Source organism: Micromonospora parva, from assembly GCF_000718515.1.
In the GTDB taxonomy this organism is placed as follows: domain Bacteria; phylum Actinomycetota; class Actinomycetes; order Mycobacteriales; family Micromonosporaceae; genus Micromonospora; species Micromonospora parva.
On sequence record NZ_JNZS01000024.1, the window covers coordinates 1 to 14,165 of the forward strand.

The 14,165-nt window shown below is 71.5% G+C and carries 8 protein-coding genes, 2 tRNA genes and 1 pseudogene; 8 read left to right on the forward strand and 3 right to left on the reverse strand.

Annotated features, from left to right (window positions below; genetic code table 11):
• The first annotated feature begins 83 nt into the window (after positions 1–83).
• The gene (locus IF22_RS0126475) at positions 84–692 is read left to right on the forward strand and encodes a hypothetical protein (RefSeq protein ID WP_030336603.1); all 609 of its coding nucleotides are present in this window, start codon (positions 84–86) and stop codon (positions 690–692) included.
• Between the two features lie 299 nt (positions 693–991).
• Here the strand turns inward: IF22_RS0126475 and IF22_RS0126480 are convergent.
• Positions 992–2,191: pseudogene (locus tag IF22_RS0126480) on the reverse strand (zinc-dependent metalloprotease); the annotation flags it as partial.
• 184 nt (positions 2,192–2,375) lie between these two features.
• On the opposite strand from IF22_RS0126480, the gene IF22_RS0126485 reads away from it, so the two are divergent.
• The 6 genes from IF22_RS0126485 (at position 2,376) to IF22_RS0126510 (ending at position 8,470) form a co-directional block, all read left to right on the forward strand.
• Entirely contained in the window at positions 2,376–3,389 is a 1,014-nt protein-coding gene (locus tag IF22_RS0126485; protein ID WP_030336608.1) for a YlbL family protein, read from the forward strand.
• A gap of 96 nt (positions 3,390–3,485) precedes the next feature.
• Complete coding sequence (locus IF22_RS0126490) at positions 3,486–6,470, forward strand: UPF0182 family membrane protein (protein ID WP_081884046.1); 2,985 nt, start codon at positions 3,486–3,488, stop codon at positions 6,468–6,470.
• A 186-nt stretch (positions 6,471–6,656) separates the two neighbouring features.
• Positions 6,657–7,166 carry a SigE family RNA polymerase sigma factor gene (locus tag IF22_RS0126495; protein WP_030336612.1) on the forward strand — a complete coding sequence of 170 codons (510 nt, stop codon included), beginning with the start codon at positions 6,657–6,659 and terminating at the stop codon, positions 7,164–7,166.
• Complete coding sequence (locus IF22_RS0126500; RefSeq protein ID WP_030336614.1) at positions 7,156–8,100, forward strand: hypothetical protein; 945 nt, start codon at positions 7,156–7,158, stop codon at positions 8,098–8,100. The genes IF22_RS0126495 and IF22_RS0126500 overlap by 11 nt, the downstream gene beginning before the upstream one ends.
• Positions 8,101–8,183: 83 nt before the next feature.
• Positions 8,184–8,257, forward strand: a tRNA-Met gene (locus tag IF22_RS0126505).
• Between the two features lie 136 nt (positions 8,258–8,393).
• Positions 8,394–8,470 (forward strand) — tRNA-Met (locus tag IF22_RS0126510).
• Between the two features lie 117 nt (positions 8,471–8,587).
• Here IF22_RS0126510 and IF22_RS0126515 read toward each other — a convergent pair.
• Positions 8,588–12,370, reverse strand: a complete 3,783-nt coding sequence (locus tag IF22_RS0126515; RefSeq protein WP_081884049.1) for a S8 family serine peptidase — start codon at positions 12,368–12,370, stop codon at positions 8,588–8,590.
• A gap of 163 nt (positions 12,371–12,533) precedes the next feature.
• On the opposite strand from IF22_RS0126515, the gene IF22_RS0126520 reads away from it, so the two are divergent.
• Entirely contained in the window at positions 12,534–12,782 is a 249-nt protein-coding gene (locus IF22_RS0126520) for a hypothetical protein (protein ID WP_030336617.1), read from the forward strand.
• Positions 12,783–12,839: 57 nt separating this feature from the next.
• Here IF22_RS0126520 and IF22_RS0126525 read toward each other — a convergent pair whose 3' ends face one another.
• Complete coding sequence (locus tag IF22_RS0126525; protein ID WP_030336619.1) at positions 12,840–14,159, reverse strand: ABC transporter substrate-binding protein; 1,320 nt, start codon at positions 14,157–14,159, stop codon at positions 12,840–12,842.
• Between the last annotated feature and the right edge of the window lie 6 nt (positions 14,160–14,165).

Genomic DNA, 14,165 nt, shown 5'->3' on the forward strand with positions numbered 1-14,165 from the left:
GGTCGGGTCGGGTCGGGTGGTCCGGGTCGGGTGGGCCGGGCCGGGTGGGGTGGCGGTACGGGGTGGGGCGCTAGGGTCGGGGGATGGCGCGACGGGTGGTGGTGGCGTTACTCGGGCCGGTGCACTGGTCGCCGCCGGGCGTTGACCTGGCGGAATGGCGGGCGGCTCTCGCGGAGGACGTCATCGACCTGCTGGCCACGCTCAACGAGGTGGAGGTCGCGGTAGCGGTGACCCCGGCCGACCGGGCTCTGGCCGACGCGCTGGTGTGGCCCGGCACGGCCGTGTACGAGGTTGCCGAGCCGACGCCGAACGCCGTGTTCGCCGCGCTGGAGGGGTACGACCAAGCGGCGGTGCTGGTCAGCGACGTGCCTGACCTGCCCGCCCTGACCGTCGGCAAGCTGCTGCGCCCACTCACCACCCGACCGGTCGCGGTGGCTCCGGTCGAGGGCGGCGGCCCTGGTCTGCTCGGGGTCGCGTCACGACTGCCCGCGCCGGAATGGCTGCCGACGCTGGAGCTGGACACGGCGACGCCGGCCGAGGCGCGCGCCGATGCCCCGCGCCCGGGTGACGTGGCGGTCACCGCCGGGTGGCGACGACTGCGGGGCCCGGCCGACCTGGCCACGCTGGACCCGGCCTTCGAGGGTTGGGAAGCGACCCGTGCCCTGCTCTCCGGGTCGGCCCGACCCGCCTGAACCGTCAGCCCGGCCTGCTCCGCGATCCGGCCTGCTCCGCGATCCGGCCTGCTCCGCGATCCGGCCTGCTCCGCGATCCGACCTGCTCCGTTGACGTGCCGAACACGCGCCCGGGGCACCCGCTGTCGATCAGGCGGGAACCCCGGGCATAGGCCGCCAATGCGCGGACGTCAGGACTTGGCGTCACCCTCGCCGTCGGTCTCGTCCGACGGGCCGGACTGACCCGACGGGCCGGACTGACCCGACGGGCCGGACTGACCCGACGGGCCGGACTGACCCGACGGGCCGGACTGACCCGAGGGGCCGGGCTGACCCGGCTGACCGGGGGCCTTCTCCTCAACCCCGCCGGGGGCGGTGAAGTCGAAGTTGTCCAGCTCGCTGAGGTCCATGTCGTTCATCGCGAAGGCGACCGGGTCGGCGAAGTCGTCGTCCGACGGGAGCAGGTCCGGGTGGCCCCAGACCGCGTCGCGGCCCTCGATGCCACGGTGCTGGGTGAGCGCCGCCCAGAGCGCCGCGGCCTCGCGCAGCCGGCGGGGGCGCAGCTCCAGGCCGACCAGCGCGGCGAAGGTCTGCTCGGCGGGACCGCCGGCGGCCCGACGACGGCGGAACGCCTCGCCCAACCGGACGACGTTGGGCAGCCGGTCGCTGGCGGCGCTGTCGACGACGTGGCACACCCACCCCTCGACCAGGGCGAGCGCGGTTTCCAGGCGGGCCAGTGAGGCCTTCTGCGCCGGGGTGTCCTCCGGGGTGAAGATGCCCTCCAGGGCGATCGCCTGCATCGACTCGGGGTCGGTCGGGTCGACCCGACCCATCGCCTCCTCGATCGCCTCCCGGTTGACCCGGATGCCCGAGGCGTACATCTCGACCGCGCTGAGCACGTGCCCACGCAGCCACGGGACGTGCTGGAACAGCCGCTGGTGGGCGGCCTCGCGCAGCGCCACGTAGAGGCGGACCTCGTCCTCGGGCAGCTCCAGGCCCTCGCCGTACGCCCGGATGTTGGCCGGGATCAGCGCGGCCGTGCCGGCCGGGCCGAGCGGGAGCCCGATGTCGCCGGCGGAGAGCACCTCCGCGGCGAGCGAACCGAGGGCCTGGCCCAACTGGCCGCCGAAGAGCGCGCCACCGAGGGAGGCCACCATCGACTGCATCGGGCCGAGCTGGGCGCGCGCCTCCGGTGGCACCAGGTCGCCCATCGCGCCGACCATCCGGCTGGCGACGGGGTCGCACAGCTTGCGCCACACGTCCAGCGTCTTGAAGATCCACTCGTTGCGGTTCCACGCAACGGGGTTCTGGATGCCGGAGGGCCACGCCGAGGCGGGCTCCAACCACAGGTCGGCCAGGCGCAGCGCCTCCTCGACCGCGTTGCGTTCGTACATCGACACCGCCGGGTCACCGGCGGCCGCGAGCTGGCTGGCCGCAACCTGCCGGGCCAGGTCCCAGTTGACCGGCCCGCTGCCCGGCGCGGAGAGCAGGTGCTGCAACTGCGACATGAACTGCTGCATCTGCGCGGGATCGTTGGGGTCTGGTGGCTGCCCACCCGGGAGCGCGAAACCGAACGGAATATCAGGCACGACATCTACGGTACGCGGACCGCGCCCCAGGTCGCCGTCGCTGGCGTTGCGCTGAGGGCGAAGTCGCGCGGCGCATCCGCCGGGTGACCCGTGCCCGGTCGGTACGCTCTGCGGCATGAGACGTCGTGGCCTGACGGTCCTGCTCGGTGCCCTGTTCACCGCCCTGCTGAGCATCGGGGTGCTCCGGGTGCCGATTCCGTACGTGGTGCTGGGCCCGGGTCCGACCGTCAACACCCTCGGGACGGCCGACGGTAAGGAGGTCATCCAGGTCTCGGGTCGGGAGACCTCGACCTCGGCCGGCCAGTTGCGGCTGACCACGGTGGGGGTGCAGCCCACTGTGCGGTTGCGGGGGGCGATCGCTGGCTGGTTCTCCGACGACGAGGCGGTGGTGCCGCGCGAGCTGGTCTACCCGCCGGGGGAGTCGACGGAGCAGGTCGAGCAGCGCAACGCCGAGGACTTCAAGGCGTCACAGACCAGCGCGGAGACCGCCGCGCTGCGGAAGTTGGGCTTTCCGGTGCAGGTGGTGATCAAGACGGTGGCCGGGGACGGCCCGGCGGCCGGGGCGTTGAAGGCGGGCGACCTGATCACCTCGGTCGACGGCCAGCCGGTGCCGGTGGCCGCGAAGGTCACCGAGCTGGTCCGGGCGAAGCCGGCGGGCACGGCGTTGACCATCGGCTACACCCGTGACGGGGTGCCGGCCACCGCGACGGTGACCAGTCAGGAGCAGGACGGCCGACCGCGGATCGGTGTGGAGATCGATCAGCAGCAGCCGCATCCGTTCACGCTCGGCATCGACCTGGGCGACATCGGTGGGCCGAGCGCCGGTCTGATGTTCGCCCTGGGGATCGTGGACAAGCTGACCCCGGCCGACCTGACCGGCGGTCAGGTCATCGCGGGCACCGGCACCATCGACGACGAGGGTGCCGTCGGCCCGATCGGCGGTATCGCCCAGAAGCTGGTCGGCGCCAAGCGCGCCGGGGCCAAGGTCTTCCTGGTGCCGGCGGACAACTGTGCCGAGGCGGTCCGCAATCCGCAGCCCGATCTGCCGCTGTTGCGGGTGGGCTCGTTGGACGAGGCGATGACCGCTCTGGAGACGTTGCGAGCGGGTGGTCAGCCGACGCGTTGCTGACGGGTGTGACCGTGCCCCGACACGCTCAGGAACACCCCGTACTCTGGGTGCCTGGTCGGAGCCGATCATATCGAGCGTGCGGAGCCAACAGTGGTCATGCGTAGCAGCAGCCCCCTTCCGAGGATGAGCCGGCGCGGGCGCGTCACGATCGCCGTCCTGGTCGGGGTGTTCGTGCTCTTCACCCTGCTCGGCTGGGGTGTGCAGGCGTGGACCGACTGGCTCTGGTTCGACGAGGTCAACTACACCCAGGTCTTCACCGGCGTCCTGCTCACCCGGCTGGTGCTGTTCCTCGCCATCGGCCTCGGCATGGCGGTGATCGTCGGCGGCAACCTGTGGCTGGCCTACCGGCTGCGCCCGCGACTGCGCCCGCACTCGGTGGAGCAGGCGACTCTGGAGCGCTACCGGATGGTGCTCACGCCGCGGCTGGGCACCTGGATCTCGCTGACCGCCGCGGTGGTCGGGCTCTTCGCCGGCCTCTCGGCGCAGAACCGGTGGAACCAGTGGCTGCTCTTCCGCAACGGCGGTGACTTCGGCGTCAAGGACCCGGAGTTCGGGGTCGACATCGGCTTCTACGTGTTCCAACTGCCGTTCTGGCGGTACCTGCTCGGGGTCGCCTTCACCGCTGTGGTGCTGGCCGTGATCGGCGCGCTGGCGGTGCACTACCTCTTCGGCGGTGTCCGCCTGCAGGGCGTCGGTGACCGGATGAGCAACGCGGCCCGCGCCCACCTGAGTTCCCTGGTCGCGGTGTTCGTGCTGTTGAAGGCCGTCGCGTACGTGCTGGACCGGCGGGCGATGCTGCTGGAGTACAACGAGGGCGCCAAGTTGTACGGCGCCGGCTACGCCGACGTCAACGCGCTGCTGCCGGCGAAGGAGATCCTCGCCTACATCTCGATCGTGGTGGCGATCGCGATCATCGTGTTCTCCAACGCCTGGATGCGGAACCTGGTCTGGCCGGGCATCTCGTTGGCGCTGCTCGGCGTGTCCGCGGTGGCCATCGGCGGCATCTACCCCTGGGCGGTGCAGACCTTCGAGGTCAAGCCGAGCGCCAAGGACAAGGAAGCGCCGTACATCCAGCGCAGCATCGACGCGACGCGGGCGGCGTTCGGGTTGGCGGCCACCGAGACGACCCCGTACGCGGCGAACAACCTCACCCCACCGGGGAACCTGGCCACCGACACCTCGGTGGTGTCGAACGTGCGGCTGCTCGACCCGCAGCTGGTCAGCGAGACGTACACCCAGCTCCAGCAGGTGCGTGGCTTCTACGACTTCGGTCCGAAGCTGGACATCGACCGGTACGGGGTGAACGGGAATGTCTCCGATTACGTGGTCGGCGTCCGGGAGATCAACTATGGCGAGCTGACCGACCAGCAGAACACCTGGATCAACCGGCACACCGTCTACACCCACGGGTACGGGCTGGTGGCCGCACCGGCCAACCAGGTGGTCTGCGGTGGTCAGCCGTTCTTCGTCTCCGGCTTCCTGGGCGAGAAGACCCAGGAGGCGTGTTCCTCGCAGACCGAGCAGATCCCGGCCAAGCAGCCGCGCATCTACTACGGCGAGCGGATGGAGGCCGACGACTACGCCATCGTCGGGCAGTCCGACCCGAACAAGAAGGCCGAGTTCGACCGGCCGGTCGGTGAGGGCGGCGGCGAGTCCTACACCTACACCGGTGAGGGCGGCGTGGAGATCGGCTCCTTCACCCGGCGACTGCTGTACGCCATCAAGGAGCAGGAGTCGAACTTCCTGCTCTCGGAGGCGGTCAACAAGGACTCCAAGCTGCTGTACGTGCGTAACCCGCGCGACCGGGTGGAGAAGGTCGCGCCGTTCCTCACCCTGGACGGCGACCCGTACCCGGCGGTGGTCGACGGTCGGGTGCAGTGGATCGTCGACGGCTACACCACGGCGGCCTCCTACCCGTACGCGGAGAAGGTCAACCTCCAGACCGAGACCACCGACGAGTTGACCAACCGGGGCACCTTCCAGCTGGCCCGGGAGGACGTCAACTACATGCGTAACTCGGTGAAGGCCACTGTCGACGCGTACGACGGCACGGTGAAGCTCTACGAGTACGACGACACCGACCCGGTGCTGAAGGCGTGGAACAAGGCCTTCGGCGGTGACCTGGTGCTGCCGAAGGCGGAGATCCCGGTCGAGCTGAGTGAGCACCTGCGCTACCCGGCGGACATGTTCAAGGTGCAGCGCAACCTGCTCACCAAGTTCCACGTGACCAACCCGGGTGACTTCTACTCCGCACAGGACTTCTGGCAGGTGCCCAACGTGCCGGACGCCCCGGACAGCGGTCAGAAGCAGCCGCCGTACTACCTCTTCACCCAGTTCCCGGGGCAGGAGAGCCCCCGGTTCCAGCTCACCTCCGCGGTCACCCCGAACGGCCGGCAGAACCTCGCCGCGCTGATCTCCGGGTCGTACGTCGACGGGCAGCCCCGGTTGGAGGTGCTGGAGTTGCCGGATCAGACCCGGATCTCCGGCCCGGTGCAGGTGCACCAGCAGATGACGAACAACGCGAACATCCGTCAGCAGCTGAACCTGCTCTCCAGCAATCAGGCGCAGGTGCAGTACGGCAACCTGCTCTCGCTGCCCTTCGCCGACGGGATGCTCTACGTCGAGCCGGTCTACGTGAAGAGCAACCAGCAGGACGCGTACCCGCTGTTGCAGAAGGTGCTGCTCTCGTACGGTGACGGCGGCTCGTTCGTGGCGCTCGCCGACAACATCAACGACGGCATCAAGCAGTTGGTCGAGCAGGGTAAGAAGGCCGGGCAGGGCACGTCGCCGCCGCCGACGACCGGGGGCAACCCGACGACACCGACCCCGACGCCGACTCCTTCGGGGACGGCGGCGCCGACGCCGACCCCGAGCGCGGGCACCCCACCGCCGGCCGGTGACCTGGCCGCCGCCGCGGACCGGGTGCAGACCGCGATCACCGAGGTCCGGGCCGCGCAGGCGTCGGGCGACTTCGAGCGGTACGGGCGGGCGCTGAAGGCCCTCGACGAGGCGCTCACCGCGTTCCAGCAGGCACAGCAGGCAGCTGGTGGGTCTGGTGCCAGCCCGAGTGCCGGCGGCTGACCCGGCACGCCCGCACGTACGTCTCGGAGCCCTCGTCGTCGGACCGCACCGGTCCGGACGGCGAGGGCTCCGCCGCGTCCGGAGCCGTGCCCGCCTGTCACCTCGCTGACAGGCGCGGACGTGCCGCAACCTGCGGCACCGGCCCGTCGTCCTCATTTGCAACGGGGTGGATGAGGGGGAGCAGTGGTGAGAGATGCGCAGAGCTTCGATGACTTCTACCGCAGCACCGCACGGCGGATGATGCGGTACGGCTATGCGGTGATCGGCGATCACACCGAGGCGCAGGACCTGGTGCAGGAGGCCTACGCCCGGGCCTGGCGGCAGTGGGGGCGGCTGTCGTCGCATCCGGCGCCGGAGGCGTGGCTGCGACTGGTGGTGTCCCGGCTGGCGACCGATCGCTGGCGGCGGCTGCGCAGTCTGCGGGGCGCGTTGCGGTTGGCCGGGCCACCGCCGACGGTGTCGCCGCCCAACGAGGACAGCGTGCTGCTGGTCCAGGCGCTGCGTCAGGTGCCGGCGACCCACCGGAGGGCGTTGGCGCTGCACTACCTGTTCGACATGCCGGTCGAGGAGATCGCCCACGAGATCGACGTGCCCGTCGGCACGGTGAAGTCGTGGCTGTCCCGCGGCCGGGCCCGGCTCGCCGCGTTGTTGCCCGATCTGGCTGTCGTGGAATTGGAGGCCACCGATGTCGCGTGAACTGTCCGAGCTGTACCGGTCCCTCGCCGCCGACGCTGACGCCGCCGATCTGGGCGTTCCCGAGGTGCTGCGGCACCACACGGACCGTCGGGCCCGGTTCCGTGCGGCCGGGGGAACCCTGGCCGTGGCGCTGGTGGTGGTGGGCGCGGTGATCGGTGCCCAGGTGGTCACCCGGCCGCCGACGTCCGTAGCCGTACCGGCCGGCACGCCGACGCCGACGCCGACGCCGACGCCGTCGGCGTCGCCGTCCGCGAGCGTGACCGGCGCTCCGTCATCGCCGCCCGTCTCGCCGACGACCCCCGGCCGCTCCCCGGGCACGTCGACGGCTCCGGGTGGTACCGGCACGCAGCCGCCCAGGACGCCGACGAGCATCCCGGACCGGGCGTTCTTCGCGGTTCCGTCGGCCAACCAGACCGGCACCGCGCCGCAGTTTCGCGACGAGGCCGTGCTGCCGGGCCTGTGCGGCGCGGACATCGGGAGCGAGGCGGTCGTGGACCGCCGCACCCGGCTGCTGATCTACAAGCTGCCGCAGACCCCCAAGGGGTACGTCCCGGACGGCACCTACACGCACTCGATCACGATCTACCGGGCCGGGCGCGCCGACGACGTGCTGGACGAGTTGCGGCAGGCGGTGCGGGACTGCCCCGAGCAGAAGCTGCCGGGCGGCGACACGGCGGTGCGGAGCCGACAGCGGCTGCTCCCGGACAGCGGGTTCGGCGACGAGTCGGTGCTGTTCGAGATGCGTAGCGCGGGTCAGGACGTCAACGGCGACCCGACCGGTGTGCAGGACGTTCGGTTGGTCCGGGCGATCCGGGTCGGCGACGTGGTGACCATCCTCTGGGAGCAGGGCTGGGAGGGCACCTCCAGCCAGCGGGCGCAGGTCGACGCGGACGGTCGACGCGCGGTCACCGCCATTCGGAGGTGGCTCGGCTGACCGGGGTGTGCCGGCCGCCAGCCGGCGGATTCGGATGTCGTTTTGCGGGGCCCGGGGGTGGTGCGCTACGGTTAGCGAGCCGACGCGGGGTGGAGCAGCTCGGTAGCTCGCTGGGCTCATAACCCAGAGGTCGCAGGTTCAAATCCTGTCCCCGCTACGAGAGAAACAGCAGTTCGAAGCCCGCCTCCGGGTCACCGGGGGCGGGCTTCGACGTTGCGGGGGTGCCGGGCCGCGGCGGTTGGTGACCCCCACTGATCATGACTGGGACGGATGGGATAGTCTTAACCAGTCGACGCGGGGTGGAGCAGCTCGGTAGCTCGCTGGGCTCATAACCCAGAGGTCGCAGGTTCAAATCCTGTCCCCGCTACCACTGAAAGTGATATGAGTCCGGCCCCCACACTGTGGGGGCCGGACTTGTTTGGTGCCGCTGTGACCCGAGCGTTCCCGGGAGGGGCCGGCACCGTGCAGGCACCGGCCCCGGCGGGTGCTACCGCAGGCCGAAGGCCCGGGTGACGGTCTGGGTGACGCCGCCGCCGTTGCGCTGCGTGGCGGTGACCCGGATCGACACGAAGTCGGCCCGCTGCGGCGCGTTCAAGGACGCCTGCCAGGCGCCCTTTTTCTCCCGCAGGTCCTGCCGCCGCCAGGTCGCCCCGTCGTCGTACGAGATCTCCAGTCGGAGCGACGACACGGCGTCCCGGGCCGCGGTGCTGCCCACCACCACGGGGCTGACCGTGAGGTCCGTTCGGCGCTTCGCCCGACCCGCGAGGTCCACGTCCGTTCCGTAGTCCAGTTGGACCAACGGGATGGCCTGCACCTGCGTGCTGCCGCCGGAGACGAAGCTCCACTCGGTGTGCGTGGCGGTCGAGTACGGGCTGAACTCGGGGTTGCCCGTGGTCTCGACGACCAGTCGGTACGGCAGCTTCTCCGGCGACAGGTCACCCGCGCCGACCTCCGGCCAGCCGTTGAACTGGGTCAGCTGTTTGTCGCCCTGATAGAACGTGGCGACCTGCGACATGCTGGCCCCGCCACTGTGTGCGGCACCCGCGTCGCCGAACCCCTGGATGTAGGCGCTCATGGCGGTCTCGCCCCGGAACGGGATCTCGGTGCTGAGCAGCCGTGGTCGGGTGATGGGCCCGAACCAGCGGTCCTTCTGCACGCTGCCCGGCCGGTAGGCGATGGCCTCCGTGTTGGACCGTGCCCAGTCGGCGACGTCGGCGTACTGCATCCACGTGACGCCGCCACCCGCGGAGACCCAGTCGGTACGCGGCCCCGGCGCGACCGGTTCGAACGGGAACGGGCGTGCCGCCGCGTACTCGTACGGTGGGAAGTCCACCCGCGTCTCGCTGGACTGCTTGCCCGGGGGCGGGGAGAAGGTGAGATCGATCCGGGCGAGGTTGCCCGGGTCGGTCTTGGCCGACGGGTCCTTCGGCACCGCGCCACGGTGGTAGTCCACCAGGTCGTACAGGTACGTGGCCCTGGGGTGGGCGACGACGACCAGCCGGAGCGGCTTGCGGCCGGCAGCGCCGATCGTCTGAATCAACGCCTCACCCTCGTCCATGGTCACCGAGGCCACCGGGATCGGTCCGGTCGTCACGGCGTCGGGGTTGCCGTACCAGTCGCTCTTGCGGCCCGCGCGGTCGTTGACCACGACGAGCATGGCCGCGCCGGCGGTGTGCGCCGCCGCCGCCTGATCCGTGGGGGTCACCGATTCGTTGCCGCGCACGACCACGGCCTTGCCGCGGGCGGCGAGGCCGGCGTAGTCGGCGGTGCCGCCGGCACCCGCGAAGACGGCATCCAGGCGCGAGGTGCCGTCGGGCAGCGGCGGGGAACCGGGCTGCGCGAGCGGGTCGTTGAGCTGCTGGCCGGGGTAGCTGATGGCCAGCGGCGTCTGCTCGGCGCGGATCCGGGTGGTGAAGACGAAGCTGCCCTTGCGCACCTTGTTCCCGGTCGGCAGGGCCCACAGGCTGTCGTAGCCGGCACCGGGCCAGAACGTCTCGCGCAGGGCGTTCCAGTCGGTGGGTGTCGGTTCGCTCTCGGTGAAGGAGCGGTAGACGTCGATGCGGCTGTTGACGACGGCGGTCGGCTGGGCTGTCGCCACCTTCACCTGGCGGGCCCGCGCGGCGTCGAGTTCCACCACCCGATCGGTGCTCAGGTCGACCTCGGGAGCGGTCAGCATCGCGAGCCCGAGGGAGCGGGGCCCGTGCAGACCTTCCACGTCCGCCGCCGCGACGACGGTGTACGAGCCGGGCGCGAGGCGGGCGGTGAGCTTTCCGTCCGGCACCCACATGAAGGCCGAACCGGTGTCGGCGTTGACGACCTCGACCTCACCGCTCATGGGTCGCCCGGCGCGGTCCTTCAGGTGGATGGTGAGGTCGTGCTTCTCGGACTCCACGGCGAGCCCGACGGCAGTGTGCACCTCGCCGGTCGCGAACCGGGCCGTGACCTGGGCGGAGTACCTGCCGGCGGGGAGACCGGCCGGGGCCACCACGACGTCGGCGGTCGCGCTCGCCCGGGCGGGCACCGTGAGGCCCTCGGCGGTCGCCGTGAACGTCCGCGCGGGGGAGGCGCCCTGGTCGACGGAGAGCGTCAGAGTGATCGGGCTGTCCGTGGTGTTGGTGTAGGTGATGGTCCGCCTGATCGGCTGTGGGGTGCTGCCCGGCGACCAGCCGACGAGTCCGGCGTCCACCGACCCGGTCGCGATGACCTGGTCCTGGTGGTAGGCGGCGGCGACGTTCAACCGACCGCTGCCGGCCTGGTAGGCGTCGTAGTCGGGCGTGCGGACGCTGGTGCTCATCAGCGCGTCCTTGATCTGCCGCGCACTCCAGGTCGGGTGCTTCTGGGCCAGCAGCGCGGCCGCCCCGGCGACGTGGGGCGCCGCCATCGAGGTGCCGCTGTCGACGTAGTAGTAGCCCTCACCCCAGGAGATGTGCTGCGAGCGGGCCGCCAGCACGTCCACCCCGGGAGCGGTCATGTCGGGCTTGAGTGCCTCGTCGTTCATCCGGGGCCCGACGCTGGAGAAGCCCGCCAGGTGGTCGGAGGTGTCCACCGCGCCGATGGTCAGCGCGGCGTCCGCGGTGCCTGGGGCGCCGAGGGTGTACGGATCTGGTCCGCTGTTGCCGGCGGCCACGACGAAGAGCGCACCCGTCTCGGCGGTCAGCTGGTTGACGGCCTGGCTCAGCGGGTCGTCCTGGGTGTGCCACGCGCTCACGCCGAGGCTCATGTTGATCACCTTGGCGTGCTCGGCCCGCGCCGCCCACTCCATGCCCGCGATGATCCCCGAGATGGATCCGCTGCCGTACTCGTCGAGGACCTTGCCGATCACCAGGTCGGCGTCCGGTGCCACCCCCCGTTCCCGGCCGCCGGAGGCTGCGCCCGTCCCGGCCACCGTGGAGGCGGTGTGGGTGCCGTGCCCGTTCCGGTCGATCACGTCCTGGCCGGGGATGAAGCTCCGGGAGGCCACCACCCGGTCGGCCAGGTCCGGGTGGGTGGTGTCCACCCCGCTGTCCAGGACGGCGACGCGGACCCCGTCGCCGGTGCCACCCGCGGCCCACGCCGCCGGAGCGCCGACCTGGGCGGTGGTGTCGGCCAGGCTGGCCGTCGCCTTGCCGTCGAGCCACACCTTGTCGATGCCGGCGGTGAAGGAGGGTGCCGGGGTGGCAGCGCTGCGGGCGGTCGGTGACCGCCCGTCGGTGAGGGCCGACCAGAAGTCCGCGGCCTGTGACCGGCGGGTGCGGATCGCCTCACCCCGCACGGAGGGAAGCTGCTGCGTGGTCTGCGTGCCCGGCAGCGTGGTCGCGGTCCTGAGCTTCGCCGACCCCGTCGTACGGGTGACGATCAGGGGGAGTTCGGCGCTTCGCGCGTCGTCGTAGCCCTGGGCGATGAGCTGGGTGACGTCGAACAGCTGCTTGTCGAGCCGGCCGGTGGCGAGGTAGGGCACCGCCTCGTCCGGGTAGACGTAGGTGTCCCGGCCCTCGGTGGAGATGCGTACGGAGCCGGTGGCGCCGGGCGCGCGCTTGACGTCCACCGAGGGAGTCGCACCGGGCCGGCCCGGGGTCACCGTCACCCGGTCGCCGGTGATCAGCGTGACCGTGACGGGGGTGCGGTCCGCGGCACCGCTCGGAGTGGGTTTCGTGGGCGGTGCCGGTGGGGGCGGCGGGGCGCCGTGCGCCGCGGTGGGGGTGAGGAGAGCGGCGACGAGGGTGACGCCGACCGCTGCCGCCGCAGATCTTCGGGTGCGAGAGATCCGCGCACTGTCTACAGAGTTGACCATGAGGCGAATCCGATCACCTCAAGACATTCATGTAAAGATCATCATCTTTGCCGGGGCGTTGCGAACAGGTTGCGCGCCGGCCGGAGTGTTCCGGACATTCCGCTCCCGGGAAATCCGCGTGGACCGACGTGCCGAGGTTGCGCCCTTCGGCGAGGATGGGCACATGTCTTCATTCGGTAAGTGGTGGGGCCGCCTGAGCGCGGTCTTCGGTGCGGTCGTACTGGCGGTCTTCGTGCCCGTGGCGGCCTGGGCGTCCACGGGCACCGGCGAACTCGTGGTGGAGGCCGCCCGGCGGCGTGGCCGCAGCGGGTTCGGGGTGCTGCCCCTGCTCTGCTGCCTGGTGGTGGTCGCGATCGTCGTGTTCCTGGTGCTGCGCCTGATGCGCAACCGCCGGGGTGGCCCGCCGCGCTGACCGGGTCGGCGGCCCCGACGGTCACCGGCGGCCGGTCCCGGGACCGGCCGCCGGTGTTCACACCGCCAGGGCCGCGATGGCCTGGGACAGGAAGCGGGCGGTGGCCTCGCGGGTGCCGTCGCGCTTGACCCGGATGCGCTCGGCGGCGGTGACCAGCAGGGTGCGCACCTTGGCGTGCCCCTTCGGCGGCGGCGCGGGCGCCGGCCCGAGCAGGTCGGCGATGCTGGTGCCGAACGCGGCGGCACGTCGCTGGGCCGCGTCGGTGATGCTGCCCTCGGCGTAGCGGCGCACGGCGGAACTGGCGTTGAGCCCACGCTCGTGACCGAGGACGGCACCGACCTCACCGTTGTTGGTCAAGAAGTTGATGACGTCGGCGACCGTGTCCGGGTGGCGGGTGCCCCGGAACGCCGCCCAGTACATCGACGCCCGTGCCCACTGGGCGCCCGGCGGGCCGGGGAAGCCGACGATGCCCAACTCCGACTCGGTGAGTCGTTGCAGCTCCGGTAGCTGGTGCGACCAGGCGAAGGACGCGGCGGTCGCCCCGCTCACCACCAGCTGTCGGGCCGGCTCGCCGCTGTCGGCCTGCTCGACCAGCGCCGCGCTCGGCGTGGCCCGTGCCCGGCGAGCCCGCTGCCACAGCTCGAACCACGCGATCAGCTCGTCCGCGCCGAAGCCGAGCTGGTTGCCCCGGTAGAACTCGCCACCCTGCGCCCGCAGCCAGAGCCAGAGCGCACGGTAGTCGCCCGACCCGTCCATGGTGCCGGCCACCCGCCGGTCGCTGACCTCGGTGACCTCGGTGGCCCAGGAGATGTAGTCGGCCCAGGACATCCCGGCCCGTGGCTCCGGCACCTGCAGCTCCCGCAGCAGGTCCCGGTTGAACACCACGACGGCGTGGGTCTGCCCGGCGGCCACCGCCATCGTCCGCCCCTCCACCGTGCCGTAGCGGATCAGGCCCTCCGGCAGGCCCCGAAGATCCAGGTGCCGGTCGGTGAGGTCGAGGATGACCTGACGTCGGGTGTACTCCGTCAGCATGGCGTCGTCGATCTGGATCAGGTCCGGTACGTTCCCGCCGCCCGCCTGGGTGGCCAACCTGTCGTAGTAGCCGTCGGCGCCCTGCCAGGTGACCCGGAAGGTGACCCGGGGGTTGCGGGTCGAGTACAGCTGGAGCGCCTTCTCGGTGAGCGCGGCCCGGTTGGCGTCACCCCACCAGAAGACCGACAGCTCGACGGGCCCGTCCTGGGTCGAGGTGGCGGCTCCGTCGCTGCAACCCGCCAGCCCGCCGGACGCGAGCAAAGGCGCACCGAGCAGCGCGCTGAGCAGTCGGCGCCGGCCCGGGTCGGCGCCGAGGCGGTCGAGCGGGGGTCGAACAACGGGCACGGCGCT